At 66.8% G+C, this 14,701-nt stretch carries 11 protein-coding genes; 4 read left to right on the top strand and 7 right to left on the bottom strand.

All coding sequences use genetic code 11. From position 1 onward, the window contains the following. Nucleotides 1-310 precede the first annotated feature (310 nt). The 3 genes from K3888_RS17420 (at nt 311) to K3888_RS17410 (ending at nt 4,123) form a co-directional block, all read left to right on the top strand. On the top strand, nt 311-1,636 hold the full coding sequence (locus K3888_RS17420) for a DUF1254 domain-containing protein (RefSeq protein WP_230931544.1): 1,326 nt from the start codon (nt 311-313) through the stop codon (nt 1,634-1,636). Beyond that, a complete protein-coding gene (locus K3888_RS17415; protein WP_230931543.1) occupies nt 1,633-2,940 on the top strand; it encodes a DUF1254 domain-containing protein in 1,308 nt (435 codons plus the stop codon). Before K3888_RS17420 ends, K3888_RS17415 begins: the two co-directional genes overlap by 4 nt. A gap of 133 nt (nt 2,941-3,073) precedes the next feature. Next, a complete protein-coding gene (locus K3888_RS17410) occupies nt 3,074-4,123 on the top strand; it encodes an ABC transporter substrate-binding protein (RefSeq protein ID WP_230931542.1) in 1,050 nt (349 codons plus the stop codon). 99 nt (nt 4,124-4,222) lie between these two features. Here the strand turns inward: K3888_RS17410 and K3888_RS17405 are convergent, their stop codons facing one another. Beyond that, nucleotides 4,223-5,821 carry an ABC transporter substrate-binding protein gene (locus K3888_RS17405; protein ID WP_230931541.1) on the bottom strand — a complete coding sequence of 533 codons (1,599 nt, stop codon included), beginning with the start codon at nt 5,819-5,821 and terminating at the stop codon, nt 4,223-4,225. Nucleotides 5,822-6,185: 364 nt separating this feature from the next. Next, the gene (locus K3888_RS17985; RefSeq protein ID WP_372459594.1) at nt 6,186-6,374 is read right to left on the bottom strand and encodes a DUF1295 domain-containing protein; all 189 of its coding nucleotides are present in this window, start codon (nt 6,372-6,374) and stop codon (nt 6,186-6,188) included. A 204-nt stretch (nt 6,375-6,578) separates the two neighbouring features. Between K3888_RS17985 and K3888_RS17400 the strand changes: the two genes are divergently transcribed. Continuing rightward, nucleotides 6,579-7,130: a hypothetical protein gene (locus tag K3888_RS17400; protein ID WP_230931540.1), complete on the top strand. Its 552-nt coding sequence runs from the start codon at nt 6,579-6,581 to the stop codon at nt 7,128-7,130. A 19-nt stretch (nt 7,131-7,149) separates the two neighbouring features. On the opposite strand, the gene K3888_RS17395 is transcribed toward K3888_RS17400, so the two are convergent. The 5 genes from K3888_RS17395 to K3888_RS17375 form a co-directional block, all read right to left on the bottom strand. After that, the gene (locus tag K3888_RS17395) at nt 7,150-7,713 is read right to left on the bottom strand and encodes a hypothetical protein (protein ID WP_230931539.1); all 564 of its coding nucleotides are present in this window, start codon (nt 7,711-7,713) and stop codon (nt 7,150-7,152) included. Then, a complete protein-coding gene (locus K3888_RS17390) occupies nt 7,710-9,572 on the bottom strand; it encodes an alpha-L-arabinofuranosidase family protein (protein WP_230931538.1) in 1,863 nt (620 codons plus the stop codon). Before K3888_RS17390 ends, K3888_RS17395 begins: the two co-directional genes overlap by 4 nt. Nucleotides 9,573-9,748: 176 nt before the next feature. Continuing rightward, nucleotides 9,749-11,143: an LLM class flavin-dependent oxidoreductase gene (locus K3888_RS17385; RefSeq protein WP_230931537.1), complete on the bottom strand. Its 1,395-nt coding sequence runs from the start codon at nt 11,141-11,143 to the stop codon at nt 9,749-9,751. Nucleotides 11,144-11,298: 155 nt separating this feature from the next. Further along, nucleotides 11,299-14,340, bottom strand: a complete 3,042-nt coding sequence (locus K3888_RS17380; RefSeq protein WP_230931536.1) for an AMP-binding protein — start codon at nt 14,338-14,340, stop codon at nt 11,299-11,301. A 169-nt stretch (nt 14,341-14,509) separates the two neighbouring features. Then, nucleotides 14,510-14,665 carry a DUF6131 family protein gene (locus K3888_RS17375; protein ID WP_230931535.1) on the bottom strand — a complete coding sequence of 52 codons (156 nt, stop codon included), beginning with the start codon at nt 14,663-14,665 and terminating at the stop codon, nt 14,510-14,512. Between the last annotated feature and the right edge of the window lie 36 nt (nt 14,666-14,701).

Genomic DNA, 14,701 nt, shown 5'->3' with positions numbered 1-14,701 from the left:
GCGGGATCGATCTTCTTCGGCATACAGCCATCCTCCTCGACTCGAAAAGGAGGCGGCGGGAAACCTGGGGCGGTTCACAACCACGTTCATTTCCCGCTGAGCGAGTGTGGTGCATGCCATACTGGACTGAAGCCAATTCAGTTTGGAGCGCGCCTGATATCGATGCTCGACCGCTCGTGGACCTTCTCCTTGCAGTGGGCAGGGCCAGGGGCGGGGGCGTACTCCGGGCGCGTCTCGACACTTGGAGGATCGAGTGCACGTTCGTACATACGACTTTGAGGGGCTGCCTCAGCATCGGGATTCGTCATCGATGGACCTCGTGCCTTGTGGGCAGCCCCAAGCCGAGAAACTGATCGAGAATCTCGCGTTTGACGCCACCATCTGGGGGCTCCCAGCGGTGCTCCAATATGCCCAGCTCAGTGACTTTGTCTGGAATCGCTCCGTGGGGGGCGGCGAGCGGATCAACGTCTTCGACCATCGGCGGGGCCTCGCGGGGCCTGAGTTCTCCGAGTTCCGTGTACCGAACGTCGATACCTTGTACTCCAATGGCTGGATCTCATTGTCGGCCGGTCCGGTGGAACTGCGGGTACCGGACGTGGGGGAGAAGTACTACACGGTTAATCTGTTCGACACCTTCGGGAACGCGTCGAACGTGAGCAGCAGGACCTTCGGCAATGGGCCGGGGCGGGTCGTGCTCTGCACGGCCGAGCAGGCGCACGAACTCCCAGCGGATCGTCGTGCCGAAGCCATGATTATGGCGACCCCCATCGTATGGGCGCTGCTCCGCGTGCAGGTTGCCGGGGCGGACGGCGTGGAGGAGGCGGACCGGCTTCGAAAGTCGTTCGAGCTACACGCGCCCGCAGCGTCTGCCGGGGCCGACCAGATCCGTCAGGTGGACAGTGAACTCGTCGAAGCGCAGTGGGCCGAGTTCGCCAAGACCCTCGACGCGGTGATCGAGCTCGCGGGCGTCCCAGCCAGGGAAGAGGGGCTGGTCGCCAGGTATCGGACGCTCGGCATCGGGCCGGGCTCGGTGCCGCTGGACGCTGACCTCCGGGATGCCGCTCAGCGGGGCTTCGACGCCGCGATGGAGGTCGTTCGCGAAAGCCGATCTCAGCTCGGCAGACCCCTGGGCACCGGTTGGACCAAGGTGAAGGACAAGGGAAGCCACGGTATGAACTTCGTCGCCCGTGCGGTCATGAACAACGTCGGGCTGGGCGCGAACGTCGTGGAAGAGAATGCGTCCTTCAACGCGTACTTCGACGCCGCCGGCGCTCAACTCGACGGCCGCAACGGCGCATACGAGCTCGTTCTGAACGAGGAGCCGCCAGTGCGCTACTTCTGGTCGCTCACCCTGTACGAGGCCGACAGTGGACGCGTCTACGGCAACGCGTGGGGCCGCTACTCGGTCGGGAGTGAATCAGGGATCCACCCCGGCCCGAACGGCGAAGTGCGTATTTCGATTGATCCCACGTTTGATTCGAAAGAAGTCGAGGGGTCGCCGCACGTGCTGCCGGCGCCTGAGGGGCCTTTCTTCGTGGTGATCCGGAACTACGGCCCGGCCCCGCGACTGGCGGAAGGCGGCTGGCAACCGGGAGCGATCGAACTGATCCACGACGCCGCAGCGGCCGAGAAGTGAGCTCGGACGCGGCGGGAGCCTATGAGTCGCTGGTGATCTGGGGTTATCCGCTCGTCAGATTCCTCGAACTCCGGGAGAAGATGACGCAGGCGCCCGTGGAAACCGACAGGGCGGCAGCTCGCTCGGCCGCCGCTTCGCTCGGGAGGTTCGGCCATCAGAAGCTGCTGTCAGATCCGAGCTATCGGGTGGGCGTCGCTCCGAACGTCGACACGTTGTACAGCGTGGCCTGGGTCGACCTCGCCGACGGGGATCTGGTCCTCGACACCCCGGACTTCGACGACCGCTACTACGCCTTTCAGTTCGGATACTTCGACACGAGCTGTCACACGGTGGGACAGCGAACCCATGGCGGCAGCCTCGGGCCCGTAACAATCCGCTGGTGTCAGACAGCGGCGGAATCGCGGGTCGACACCACTGGCACCGGAATCGAACTCTCGTGTAACTCGAGGTTCCTCATGATCGCGGGACGGATCATGGTCGACTCCGCTTCGGCGGACGATATGAGCCGCGTGCACGCCCTCCAGGAGGAGATCGGGCTCACTAGGATCTCGGAAGTGTGCGATGCCAATCCCGCGTTGCGCGGGGGTTCGCCCGAAGCGCTCGAGGCCGGAGCCGGACCGGGGCGGAGGTTCTTCGACACTCTGTCGCAGATGCTGTCGGATATCCCGGACCGGGCCCTGGATCCAGGAACCACGGACCTGCTCCGGGCGGCCGGGTGGCAGCCGGGCGGCGCGATCGGCCGAGGCGCCGCTGACAGTGAGCTGGACGATGCCGTTGCACGGGGGCTCGCGGCCATCCGGCGGGGGATCGCGGCTGTCGGCGACGTCCGTAACGGGTGGATGATCAACTACCGTGGGGTCGACTTCGGCTCCGACTGGCTCTTGCGGGCGTCAGTGGCGATGGCGCAGATCTACATCAACCCCGCCGAAGAGGCGCTCTATCCGGTGTTGGAGCGGGATGCGGTGGGGGATGCACTCGACGGCCGGCACGTATACCGGCTCCACTTTCCGCACGGCGAACTGCCGCCGGTGGAGTTCTTCTGGTCGTTGACCATGTATCACGCCGAAGGATTTCTGGTCGAGAACGCCATCTCGCGTTACGCCATCGGTGACCGGAGCGAGTACCTCCGGTACGGAAGCGACGGATCGCTCGATGTGGTGATCTCCCACGACCAACCCGCCCGGGGGCAAGGCAACTGGCTTCCGGCACCGCCGGGCGAGTTCAGGTTGATGCTGCGACTCTATGGGCCGACTCCGAGTGTCCTGCAGGGGCAGTGGAGACCGCCTGCACTGGTGCGGCTGTAATGGCGCGTTCTGCGGTACTCAGTTTCTTCAATCTCCTTCCGTCGATGTGATCTGTGCCATATTGTTGAGTTGAACTAAGTTCACTTCGCCGAGCTTGGCGGAGTCGTCTCCGGAGAGGACCTCAGTGAGAGCAATGAGAGCGAGAACAGCGCTGGCAGGCGGAGCGGCGCTTGCCCTGATCCTTGCGGGCTGCAGCGGGAGCGAGGGAACCCAGACGGAGCTCGCCGGCTCCTGGGACGAGATCGTGGCGGCGGCGAACGACGAGGGGACGGTCACCCTGTACTCGACGCATTCGCCGACCAACCTCGAGGCGCTCAAGACCGCCTTCGAGGCTGAGTACCCGGACATCACGCTGGAGTACGTGCGCGGTACCGATGCCGACATTCTCCCGAAGATCGAGGTCGAGAATCAGACAGGCACCGGCGTCGCTGATGTGCACATGACAACGGACGCGGGTTGGATTAGCCGCAGTCTGGATAATCCCGACTTCTCGATGGAGGTCGTTGCCCCGAACCTGGACAATCCCGACTTCCAATCGGACAACAGCGTGATCGACGACAAGTTCTTCGTCACCAGCGCCACCGTGTTCGGTCTCGGCTGGAATACCGACAGTGTTCCCGACGGTCTGTCCACTCCCGATGACGTGATCGACCCGAAGTTCGCCGGCAAGGTCGGAGTGCAGAACCCGAACGGTATCGCGACGTATGTCGACATGTACCAGACGATCGATGCGGATTACGGCGACGGCTTCGTCGAGCGTCTGGCCGAGGCGAGCCCGCGGATCTATGCCAGCAACGTGGCCGTCACCCAGGCGCTGGCCTCCGGGGAGATCTGGGCGGCCCCGATGGCCGGCAGCACGGTACTGACGGAGAAGGCGAAGGGGGCGCCGGTCGACTTCACACTCCCAGACAAGCCCTTCGGCGTCCCGTGGTACACCCACATCCTCGGATCGGCGCCGAGCCCGAACGCCGCGCAAGTGCTGTCCAACTTCCTCATCTCGCAGGCAGGGCAAGAGGCGATCTCCGCTGACTTCGTGGCGGCCCTGCCGGACATCCCGGGGGCCAGCGCCGTCGATGGGACTACCGTCACGGCCCAGGAGTTCGGACTCGCCGACCAGGAGGGACTGGACCCCGAGTCTGTCGCCGCGTACCAGGCCGAGTGGGAAGCCCAGTTCATGGGATAGCCGCGCGCCAGAACGACGAATAGCTGCCGACCCGTTGGCCTCCCAGGAGAGGACAACGGGTCGCATGCTTCTCGTCGGTGGGCCCGCCTGCCGGCCGGTTCAGGGCTGGGTTGTGTAGGCGCCGTCGAACAGCATGACCCCCGACGACGTGGGCGAGATTCCCTTCACTGCCTCGTCCACCGCCACGAACTCCTCGGCATTGGCAAAGATCGTGAACGGCATGACCTGGTTGTGGATCTCCTGGAACCGGTTGAGCGCCGCAATCTGCTCGTCCAGGCCTGTGGCGGTCTTGAGGTTGCGTCCCGCTTCGGTGAGTTCGGCATTGTCGACGCCACTGTTGTTGGTGGGCCCGCCGGGTGTGACGTAGGCGGTGAAGCTCGCCGAGGGATCAGCGTCGGAGGGGTTGAGGCCGCCGATGGTCATCTCGTAGTCGTGCCCGAACAGGCGCGCGGCCTGCTGCGACTGGGGGACGTTCTCGAGGGTGACGTTGAATCCCACGGCATCGAGCATCGCCTTGATGATCACGCCGGTCTCGATGTTCTCGGGGCTGGTGTTGGTCAGCAGCGTCACATCGCCATTCCAGTCGCCCTCCGCCTTGAGCTCCTCGACCAGCTCGGAAGCGAGCTCGGCGTCGTACTCGGGGCCCTGCTGCCCGTCGTAGAAGCGGGACGACTCGGCCAGTAGTGCCGAGGTCGGCTGGCCGAGGCCGCCGGTGAGCCGGTCGTTGATCAGGTCCCTGTCGAGCGCGTGTGCCACGGCCTTGCGCGCCCGCTCGTCGGTGAAGACGCCGTCGTAACCCGCCGCACCGTTGTTCATGACGATCGCGCGACCGGAACTGATCTCGCTGAGGAATCCCTGCTCATCGGCCTGCGTGGCGTCGTTGATGAATTGCGCGCCTCGCAGATACCCCACCTGGATCTCGCCGTTCTGGAACGACTCGAGGGTCGCCTGGGACCCGGGGATCGAGATGAAGCGCAGGGTGGGGCAGACCGGGCCGCCGTAGTACGTGGGGTTCGGCTCCAGGACGACTTCCTGGCCGGGGGTGTTGCTGGCCATGACAAACGCGCCGGCGCCGATCGGGTTCTCGGCCCACTCCTCGGCACCGACTTCGGTGTACGCCTCCTCGGGGATCACCTCGCCGGCGGAGCGGGTCAGTGCGAAGGGGAAGCCCGCCCACGGCTCACCCAGGACGAACTCCACGGTCAGCGGGTCGAGGACGCGGACGGTCTCGATCTCGTCGACATCCGTCTTGGCCGTTGACCCCGTCGCGGGGTCTTTGTGGAGGTCAACGGTGAATTTCACATCGTCCGCGGTGAGCGGATCGCCGTTGGAGAACGTCACGCCGTCCCTGAGCTTCAGGGTCCACACAGTGTTGTCCTCATTCGGCTCGAGCGACTCGGCGAGCTTGGGTTCGAACTCCGCCGTTTCCGGGTTCCAGCGCATGAGTCGGTCGTAGATCGCGGCGGACTGCGCGCCGCCTCGCAGTCCGTAGTGGCCCTGGCCGGGAGAGAACGAGGGCAGCATGACGTACTCGCCCATGGTGATGGTGCCGCCGGCCATGTCCTCGGTGCAGCGGCTCGTCTCGTCCGGAGTACGTACGTCACCGCCCGAGGCCGACACGGCGTCGCGTCCGTCGCCGCCACACGCGGTGAGGGTCAGCGTGGCGGCGGCCAGAACCGCGAGGGCGAGCTTGTTCACATTGCCTCCAGAAACAGGGCGAAGCGCTGACACACGGCCGACGATGCTCAGAGGAGCTCGTCCTTAACAGCGGACGTTACTTCGTGTTGACACGTGTATTCGCGGCTTTCGCCGATTCACGCGGCGCTGCCCGCCCGCGGGGTGGTGGAGCGGTCCCGTCGATCGCGCGGTAGTAACAGGTACGGGTGCCGGGTCCGATATACCGTGCAGGACAACAGATCCCGATCGTGAGGAGTAATGATGTTCCCTGAAGGCTCCCTTGAGAACCCGCTGCGTTACCTTTTCGGCCCCGGGCCGGACGAGCCGATGTGCTTGGCGCTGACCCCGGAGTGCATGGGTTTGCTGCCCTTCCTCGCTTCCCGGTTCAGCTTCGGTTCCTGAACCCGGTGAACTGACGCACCGCATCGGCCGTCCACAGGAGTAAATGGGTCAGGAGTAGCGGTGCGATGAGGACCAGCGCGCCCCAGCCCGTGGCTGCAACTGCGACCCAGTGCCCCCACCACGACCAGAGGTCACAGAAGTAGTCCGGAAGACGTGACAGTCTTTCTCTCATCGTCGACCCAGCCCCGGAGCGGGGCGCGTCGTCGTGGCGCCGCGCGAGATCCACGTCGGTGAAGAACTCGGACGCCTCGGAGGCGGTAGTGGCTACGCGAAACTGCGCGGGGGGAGGAGAGTGCGGAACCGAGTACATGTATGGGATTCGACGCCGCGAGTGCATCGGATGGCAATGCCCGGCTCTGAACTGTGGAGGAAGTTCGTGTCATTGACTCGCCGTCTGATCGTTCCCACCGTCGTGGCCCTCATCCCGTTGGGCCTGGCCGCCTGCGGCTCGAACGGATCGGGGTCAACGGCGACCACGGTGACGGAGACGACGACCGCAGCGGCGGCTCCGCAGGTCGCCGATGGCGGGGCCCCTGAGGCAGATCAGGCGCCCGGAACAGGCGCGGAACCCCCGGACAACGAGGCCATGCTCGAAGTGACCGTCCGCGGGGACCAGGGCGTCCTCGGGCTCCAGTACTCCGGTTCCGTTCCAGCCGGTTCGCCGGGACCTGCGAGCAACAAACTCATCACCGGGCCGGGCGGGTGCTTCGCGGTTGTCGGTGCCGGAGCACCTCAACTGGCGATCTTCCCGTCCGACGCCACGTTCGTGCTGCAGAACGGCAAGCCGTCCGTGACGGTCGACGGGGCCGAGCACCCCGTGGGCCGCGAGCTCACCTTCGACACGACCGTGGTGCCCGTCCAGCAGGTGGCTGGTCTGCCAGAGCGGTGCACCCGTGGTGCGGCGGACACGGTGCTGGTGGTGCTCTGACCTCACGACTCCGGAAGAGTCAGCTCGCCATCCGATCGGGGCGGACATCACCTGACCGCCGCAGCACCGCCTGTCCCACCCCGGCCAGCAGGCTTCCGATGATCAATACGCCCGCGCTCACACCGGCCAGGTGCCTGACCGTGGGCGGGTCCGGTGCGCCCATCTGCGAGGCGGACCAGTAGAGCAACGCCCAACTCGCCGCGATGAGCCACACACCGGCAGCCCAGGCCGGGCGGTGTGGCCGAGAGGTAGGTCTGCCCGGCCACACCAGGCCGTCCGGGGCCCGGTCGGTCCAGAGGCTCGCCGCCCACAGCAGAACCGTGGTGAGTGCGGCGAGGATCGCGGCCCATTTCGCTCCTGGCACCAGCGCGGCAGAAAGCAGGAATCCGGCCGCCAGCGCGGCCAGCGCGAGGAGCGCCACGCTCCAGGCGACGCCTGCCGCGCGCCACAGCGGATCGTGGTCACTGCGCAGTGACCACCAGCCGCGGCGCAGGCCCGCCGTCACCAGGACCACCACGATCACCGTGCCCACAAGCGCAGAGACCAGCAGCCACACCTGGGTTATCGCGGAAGCGGGATTCACGGACTCACCTTCTTCAGCGTCATCGTGGTGACCGAGTGCGCGGGGAACACCCGTCGGGGGGTGTCCGCATCAAAGGACAGGGTGTCGGTCACGATGCCTACATCGGTCACCGAGTCGAAGTGTGGGGCGTCGAGGGTGGCGACCTCGCCCCTTCGGTACCCGTCCGGGAGGGTGAGTTCGGCCTCCACATCCCGCTCGAGGTCGCGGTTGACCACGGTCAGGGTCAGGTCGTCGCCGGTCCGGGTGGCCAGGGTGACCAGCGCCCCGTACTGCCCGGCCGCGGAGACGCGACGGGGACCGTTCTCGACCGTCGACTCCAGCACCTCCTGGCCGGCCAGCGGCGAGAGCATCTGCAGAACCAGCGCGGTGGGGGACGGAGCGAAACCCGGCGAGGAGCTGAATATGGCCACATTGCGCGAACCGAGATTGGTGGACGTCGAGTCCCCGTTGTGATCGTCAGGCACATCGACCAGAGAGTGCTTCAGCGCCGCCGGGATGCCACCCTCGGCGAACGCGGCGAGCTGGGTGGCCACGTAGAGCGCTGGACTCACCGACGTCAGGTAGTCCCCGCCCGGCTCCTCCCAGGTCTGGAAGCCAGGGACCGGCGACGCGCCGTATTCACTGACAAGCAGCGGGATGTCGCGCCCCGCTGTGCGCCGGATCTCGGCCTGTTCCCGGGCGACGTGCGCGGCCTGCCAGTCGCTGCCCATCATCACGTGGTCGTGGGTCTGGGCGGCGTTCATCGGGGAGACGATCCAGGTGTAGGGGTGCGAGACCTGGCAGTCGAACGCCGGGTCTTGCCCGATCGCCTCGAGGAACGGGCCGCCCTGGTAGCTCGAACAGACGCGGATGTCGGGGTCCGCCTCCTTCATGGCGCGGACGAAGTCCACGTATCCGGCGTGCGGACCACTGGTGTAGCTCACCGTCAGTCGGGACCCCTCCGGTGGGACGGAGCCGTGGACGCCGTCGCCGAAGCGAACTTCGCCGGTTTCGAGGTCCAGGGTGTAGACGGTGTCGTCCGGTCCCGCACCGTCCAGGGTGGGAACCCGTCTCCACACGTCGCCGTCCACCACCACTCGCGGATCAGGGGCGACCGGAGCGTAGGGCACCTGGCGGACCTGGCCGGGGGAGCCGTCGCTGATCTGGGCGTCCGTGCGCCGATCGCAGTCGGTGGTCAGCGGCTGATCGGTGAACTCGGTCGTCCCGCCGTAGGCGTACTTGTGGGCGCGCTCGGGGTGCTCGGTGGGCAGGATCGTGGGATCCTGCTCCATCCAGTACGCCTGGTCGCCCACGTCGGGTTCGTTGCCGACCTCCCACCACGTCACCCCGTACGGCTCGGGGTGGCCGTGCTCGGCCCGCAGGTCCGCCCAGGGGCTGGTGCCGACGGGGGCGTTCATGTAGCTCACCCAGTCCGCCGCCTCCTGCGGGGTAGCGGTGGCGAAGTTCACCACCATCGTGGTCTCGGCGCCCATCTGCTCGACCAGCGCCATGTGCTCGTCGGGCCCGATGTTGCTGTCCAGCGGGGCTCCGTCGCCGCCGCCGGTCTGGCAGCCGCGGTCCTCACGCGGCCCGATCGCACGATTCCACCGGAAGGTGTTGGCCACCGTGCCGCCGGGGTAGCGCAGCATGCTTATCCCGGCGGACTGTGCGCTGGCGACCAGCCCCTGCTGCGGCTCGCCGCCGGGGGTGAACGAGCCGAACGCGTCGAACGGGTACCGGTGGTTGGCGCCGAAGAGCCCCTCGGAGACCACCTGGCCGGTGGGTTCCGCGCCCACGACGATTCTGGTCTGCCGGACGCCCGAGTACACGAGGGCCGCCGCGGCAACAACGGTGATGAGAACGACGACGACGGCAACCACGGTTGATCGCCTCTGATGCATACCGGACATCGTTGCACTGATCGGACGTCCAAGAGTCGAATCCGATAGTCCACATTCTGTGCGGTGGGAGCGATGGACGGTGTCGTCGTCGTCCCCCTTCGCGTCCCGACGCCCGGGCTGTCACCCGGCACTCCACCTGACCCACTGGCTAGGTCTCACCCCCGGCGGTACCTAGCCCCGCGGTGGGAGTCGGGTAGGCGATCACCGTGGCCGAACATGCGGGCTCGTAGAGTGCCGGGTTCCGCGTCCAGCGGATACCGTCCCCGGCGCTGCAGCTCGGGCACGAGATGCTCAATGACGTCCTCCCAGGTGCCGGGATTGAGCGCGTAGGCCAGGTTGAAGCCGTCGACATCGGTGTCCGCCATGTAGCTCTCCAGGGCGTCGGCCACGGTGACCGCCGAGCCCACCACCACCGGTCCGCCCGTCGCGTTGAACCGGGCGCTGTCACGCAACGTCCAGCGTCCGTCGGCGTCCGAGGCCCCCGACAGGCTCGACACAGTGGTCTGAATGGCTTCAGTTGCGACCGGGTCCATGGGAGCGTCGAGATCCTGTCGGGATAGATCAACTCCGGACCATCCCGAGTTGAGCACCAGATTTCCCGTCTCGGAGGCGTAGGAGAAGATGTCACGGTACTTCTCGGCGGCCGCCTCATCGGTCTGATCCACAACGATCGTGAGCAGCGCGTACACGCGTGCGGCATCCCGGCCCCGCCCGGCGGACTCCAGCCTCTCGCGGATCCGGCTGACCTGGTCACTGGTCTGGGCGATGGTCGGGGAGGCCACGAAAATCGCCTCCGCGTGCTCGGTGGCGAAGCGGATCCCCCTCTCGGAGGCGCCGGCCTGATAGATGACCGGGGTCCGCTGGGGAGAAGGCTCGGACAGGTGAACTCCCGGAACGGTGAAGTACGTTCCCTCGTGGCGGATCGGGTGGACCTTTGTCGGATCGACAAACATGTCACTCTCCGCATCGAGCACCACGGCGTCGTCGTCCCACGAGGCCTCCCACAGCTTGTAGAGCACCTCCACGTATTCGTCCGCGCGGTCGTACCTCTCGTCATGGGTGAGCTGGTCGCTCTCGCCGAGGTTCTGCGCTGCGCTCTTGAGGTATCCGGTCACCACGTTCCATCCCACCCGGCCCCGGGTGAGGTGGTCCAGTGTCGACATTCGCCGGGCGAAGGTGTACGGGTGTTCAGCGGAGGTGCTCGCGGTGATGCCGAACCCGAGGTTCTGTGTCACTGCGGCCATTGCGCTGACCAGCATCATCGGATCGTTCATCGGGATCTTTGCCGCGGTCCGTAGGGCGGCATCGGCGCTACCGCCGTAGACGTCGTACGGGCCCAGGGCGTCGGCGAGGAAGATGCCGTCGAACAGGCCGCCCTCCAACAACCGGGCCAGACGGGTCCAGTGTTCGAGGTTCGTGTAGTCCCGCGACCGATCTGCCGGATGCCGCCAGATCCCTGGGAGCTGATGCCCCACGCCGTTGATGGCGAAGGCGTTGAACCTGATCCTCCGGGTGTGCTGATCGCGCGCAGCGTCGGGTCGCGAAGCCATGGTTCTCCTTGCGGTGGTCGTGAGAGGGGTGACCACCGCTCGAGCAGGAGCAGCCGTGGCTGCGCCGATGACATCCCTCCGCGAGTGCTAACTCGATCAGGTTCGCTCGGGTGTGATCTCAGCCCAGTCCAGGGCACCCCGTGTCGCCACACACCCTACATCTCGTCAGCCGCAAGCAGGCCGTCCCGCACCGCCTTGGTCAGGCGCACGTACCCGCCCGTTTCCGGATCGCGGATCCAGGCTCGCGGGCCGGCCTTGGGAAGGCCGCGGGCGGCGAGACCGGTGGCATCCGGCCGGTACCAGTTGGTCACCGGGATCTCGTCGACGACGTGGACGATGTCCGGCCGTGCTTCGGACGGGACCGAGGACAGTGCGCCACCGATGTCGGCCGCGGTGATCGCCGCGGAGCCCCACGTGCTCACCGCCGCGACGGCGACCTGACCGGTCGCACCGGGCACCCCGTACACCACGGCCAGATCCACTTCGGGCAGATCCCCGAGCGCATCGGCGACCTGGATCGGGTACACCGGGCCATGCTCGGTGCGGACGGTGGAGCCCGCGGAGCCGAGTAGCCAGAAGTCGCCGTCTCGGTCGCGCTCGAAGATGTCATTGGTCGGAACCCAGGTATCGCCCGGGCGGAACAACCCTCGCAGCCGGCGCACCGAGGCATCGACTCCGAGGCGTGGCCGGGTGACGAGCATCCCCGGCGTGTTGACCTCACTCTGCCGGGCGTAACCGCCGGGGCCGGTGATGACCGCGCCGGAGTCGGGATCGACCTCGACGAGCCGCACCTCGGCCGTGCCGGGCAGAGGGCGACCGCGCGCACCCGGCTTGGATGTCGACAGGTTGGCCAGAACGACATCGGCCTCGGTTCCCGCGTAGAACTCGAGGACCCGCGTCCCCGGGTAGCGGTCCATGATCCGTCGCCACACCCCGCGGGGCATTCCAGAACCCATGAAGAGCGTGATCGTCGGAAGCGTCTCGCGCGGGCGCACCGGCCGGCGGGCCAGCTCGCGCATCATCGCCCAGGTGTAGGACACGACTGTCACCCCGTAGCGACGTATTTCCTCGTCGAAGGTCGCCGGATCGAAACCGCGGGACAGCGCGATGCGGGACCCGCCGGCCACGGCCCCGCCGACGGCGGTGAGCAGCCCCGACGGGTGGTGGAGCGGGCTGAGGCAGTACACGGTCGACGCGGTTGTCAGGCGTGCGGCGCTGGCTGTGCCGAACGCGGACAGTGCCCAGCGGTGATTGGTCACGAGCTTGGTCTGCCACGCGCCGGTCGAGCGGGAGAAGAGGACAAAGGCGAGGTCGCCGGCGCGGCCGGGGTCCGGCCGGTACCAGCGGGGCAGTTCCACCGACTCGGGGTCGATGTGTTCGAGGTCGACGACGTCCGCACCGCGGTCGGCGGGGAGGTCGCGATCCGCGCCGCCGCCGAGTACGAGCGCTCGCGCCCCGGCGATGGTGACCCTGGGCGTGTGTTCGGGGTCGGTGACGACCTCGGTCACAGAGCTGAGCCGGAGGAGCTCGGGCAAAGACCGGGACGGGGGCAGTAGCACCGCCACCGCGCCCAGACGCGACAGCGCGGCGATGGCGACCAGCGCCGAGGGCCGCGTCTCCATGAGTACGCCGACGTGGTCGCCGTGGCGCACACCGACCGCTATGAGTCCCCTGACCACGTTCGTGATCCGCGTGTCGACGGCGGAATAGGTATGGACCCGGTCGGAGAAGAGGAAGCACGCGTCATCCGGCTGGGTCCGGGCGCGCTCGGCCATGATCTTGGCGAAGGAGATCCGGGTTCCGGTCTGGATCTGCCCTAACCGAAGGAGGCGCGGTGCGGCGTGCAGTGCCTCGTAACCGAGGGCACGTGTGGTCTGGAGCGCGCTCACCGCGAGGTTGCCCGCACCGCGTGCCACGCTGATCCCGAGACCGGCGACCTGCATCGCCCCGTCCGCCGCGAGCATCACCGTCTTGGTGGGGGAGGAGTCGTCGACGGAGCCCGGTTCGACCTCGGTTATGCCGTCGGGTCGATCTCCGATGTTCTCGATCCACCCGATCCAGTCGGCGACGGTGGGCCACGTGAGCGAGGCGGCGGCCGAGCCTACGACGAGTCCGAAATGCCCGGCCCGGATCGGAAACTCGAAGACCTCGGCTGCGGGCGCGACGGACGCGATCTTGCGGACGCCGCCCGGGACCCCGATCTCGTCAACTTCGCCGAGCACAGCCAGGACGGGACAGGTGATGTCGGCCAATGAGACGACGTGGTCACCGACGACGAAACCGCCGACCATCATTCGATTCTGGATGATCACCTGTTGCATCATGTCGACGATCGCCGGGCCGGACCATGCGACAAACCCCTCACCGCCGAGGAAGCGGCGTTGCCTCTCGTGTCCGAGGAGTGCCTCACGGTCGTGGAGTTGGCGAAGGAACCTCACCTGCGAACGGGCGGTCTTTACTGGGTCGAGCAGGCGAAACCCCGTCGAGGCCAGCCACCCGGGCAACGAGCGGTCGCTGAAGACGTAGTCGGCGACGACGTGAGCGATGCTGACGATCACATCCTCGGGAACGCCGAGCGGGGCGTTGCCGCGCCAGTCGACCGGGGAGCCGAACGTCACGATGCTCTCGAGGTCGCGCGAGCGACGGTATGCCGCTGCCTGGTAGCAGAACATTCCACCCTGGCTGTACCCGCCGAGGTGCACCGAGCGGCCGGTGGCGGCGCCCACCAGATCGATGACCTCGCTCACCGCGACCACGTGGTCCGTGAGGGTGCGTTCGAGGCCACCCGCCTCGAGGTCCGGGGATCCGAAGTCGATCACCCATGGGTCCATACCTGCACGGTGCAGGGCGGCCACTGCGCTCGTCGACGGTGACACGTCCCAGACGTCAGCGGAGATCATCATCGGCGGAACGAGCACGATCGGCGGTCGTGTCACCTCGTCTTCGTCGATGATTACGACTCCGTCGTCGTCACCTTTGCCGTGGTCCCCGATGCCGACGTCACCCGTCGCGGCGGCCCCCGCTGCCGACGTGTAATACCGGCGCAGCCGGAACATCGGACGCCGTGCGACGATCTCGAACGGGGAAGGCTCTTCGTCCGTCTGTAAGCCACCGAAACGCAGGACTTCGACTGCGTTGACGACGAACGACGTGGCGGTCTTGAGCGCGGCCGAGACGGGGTCAAGGGTGGGTGGCATGGTGGCTTCGAGAGTAGAGGTTGCGTCCGGGGAATTGCGTCGCCCCACCGGGATTACTCGCCGACCATAAGACCGCAGGGATCAGTGGATGACGATCGGCGGACAGCTGCCAGCCGTGCGCTGGAGCTATCCGCCGAGAGTTGGTTGTTCACACCGCGCGAGCGGCTGATCAGTACCAGTGTTTACGGCCACCGATCGTCCGTCCGGCCGCACCGAGCGCGAACAGGACGAGTCCGATGACGAGAAGCACGATGCCGATCGTCCACAAGATCGAGATCTTGAAGATAAATCCGAGAATCAACAGAATCACACCCAGGGTGATCATTCGTATGTCCTTTCAGTAGACCAGTCGGTCAGCGGT

Source organism: Dietzia aurantiaca, from assembly GCF_021033825.1.
GTDB lineage: Bacteria > Actinomycetota > Actinomycetes > Mycobacteriales > Mycobacteriaceae > Dietzia > Dietzia aurantiaca.
This window is presented reverse-complemented; position numbering and strand designations above follow the sequence as displayed.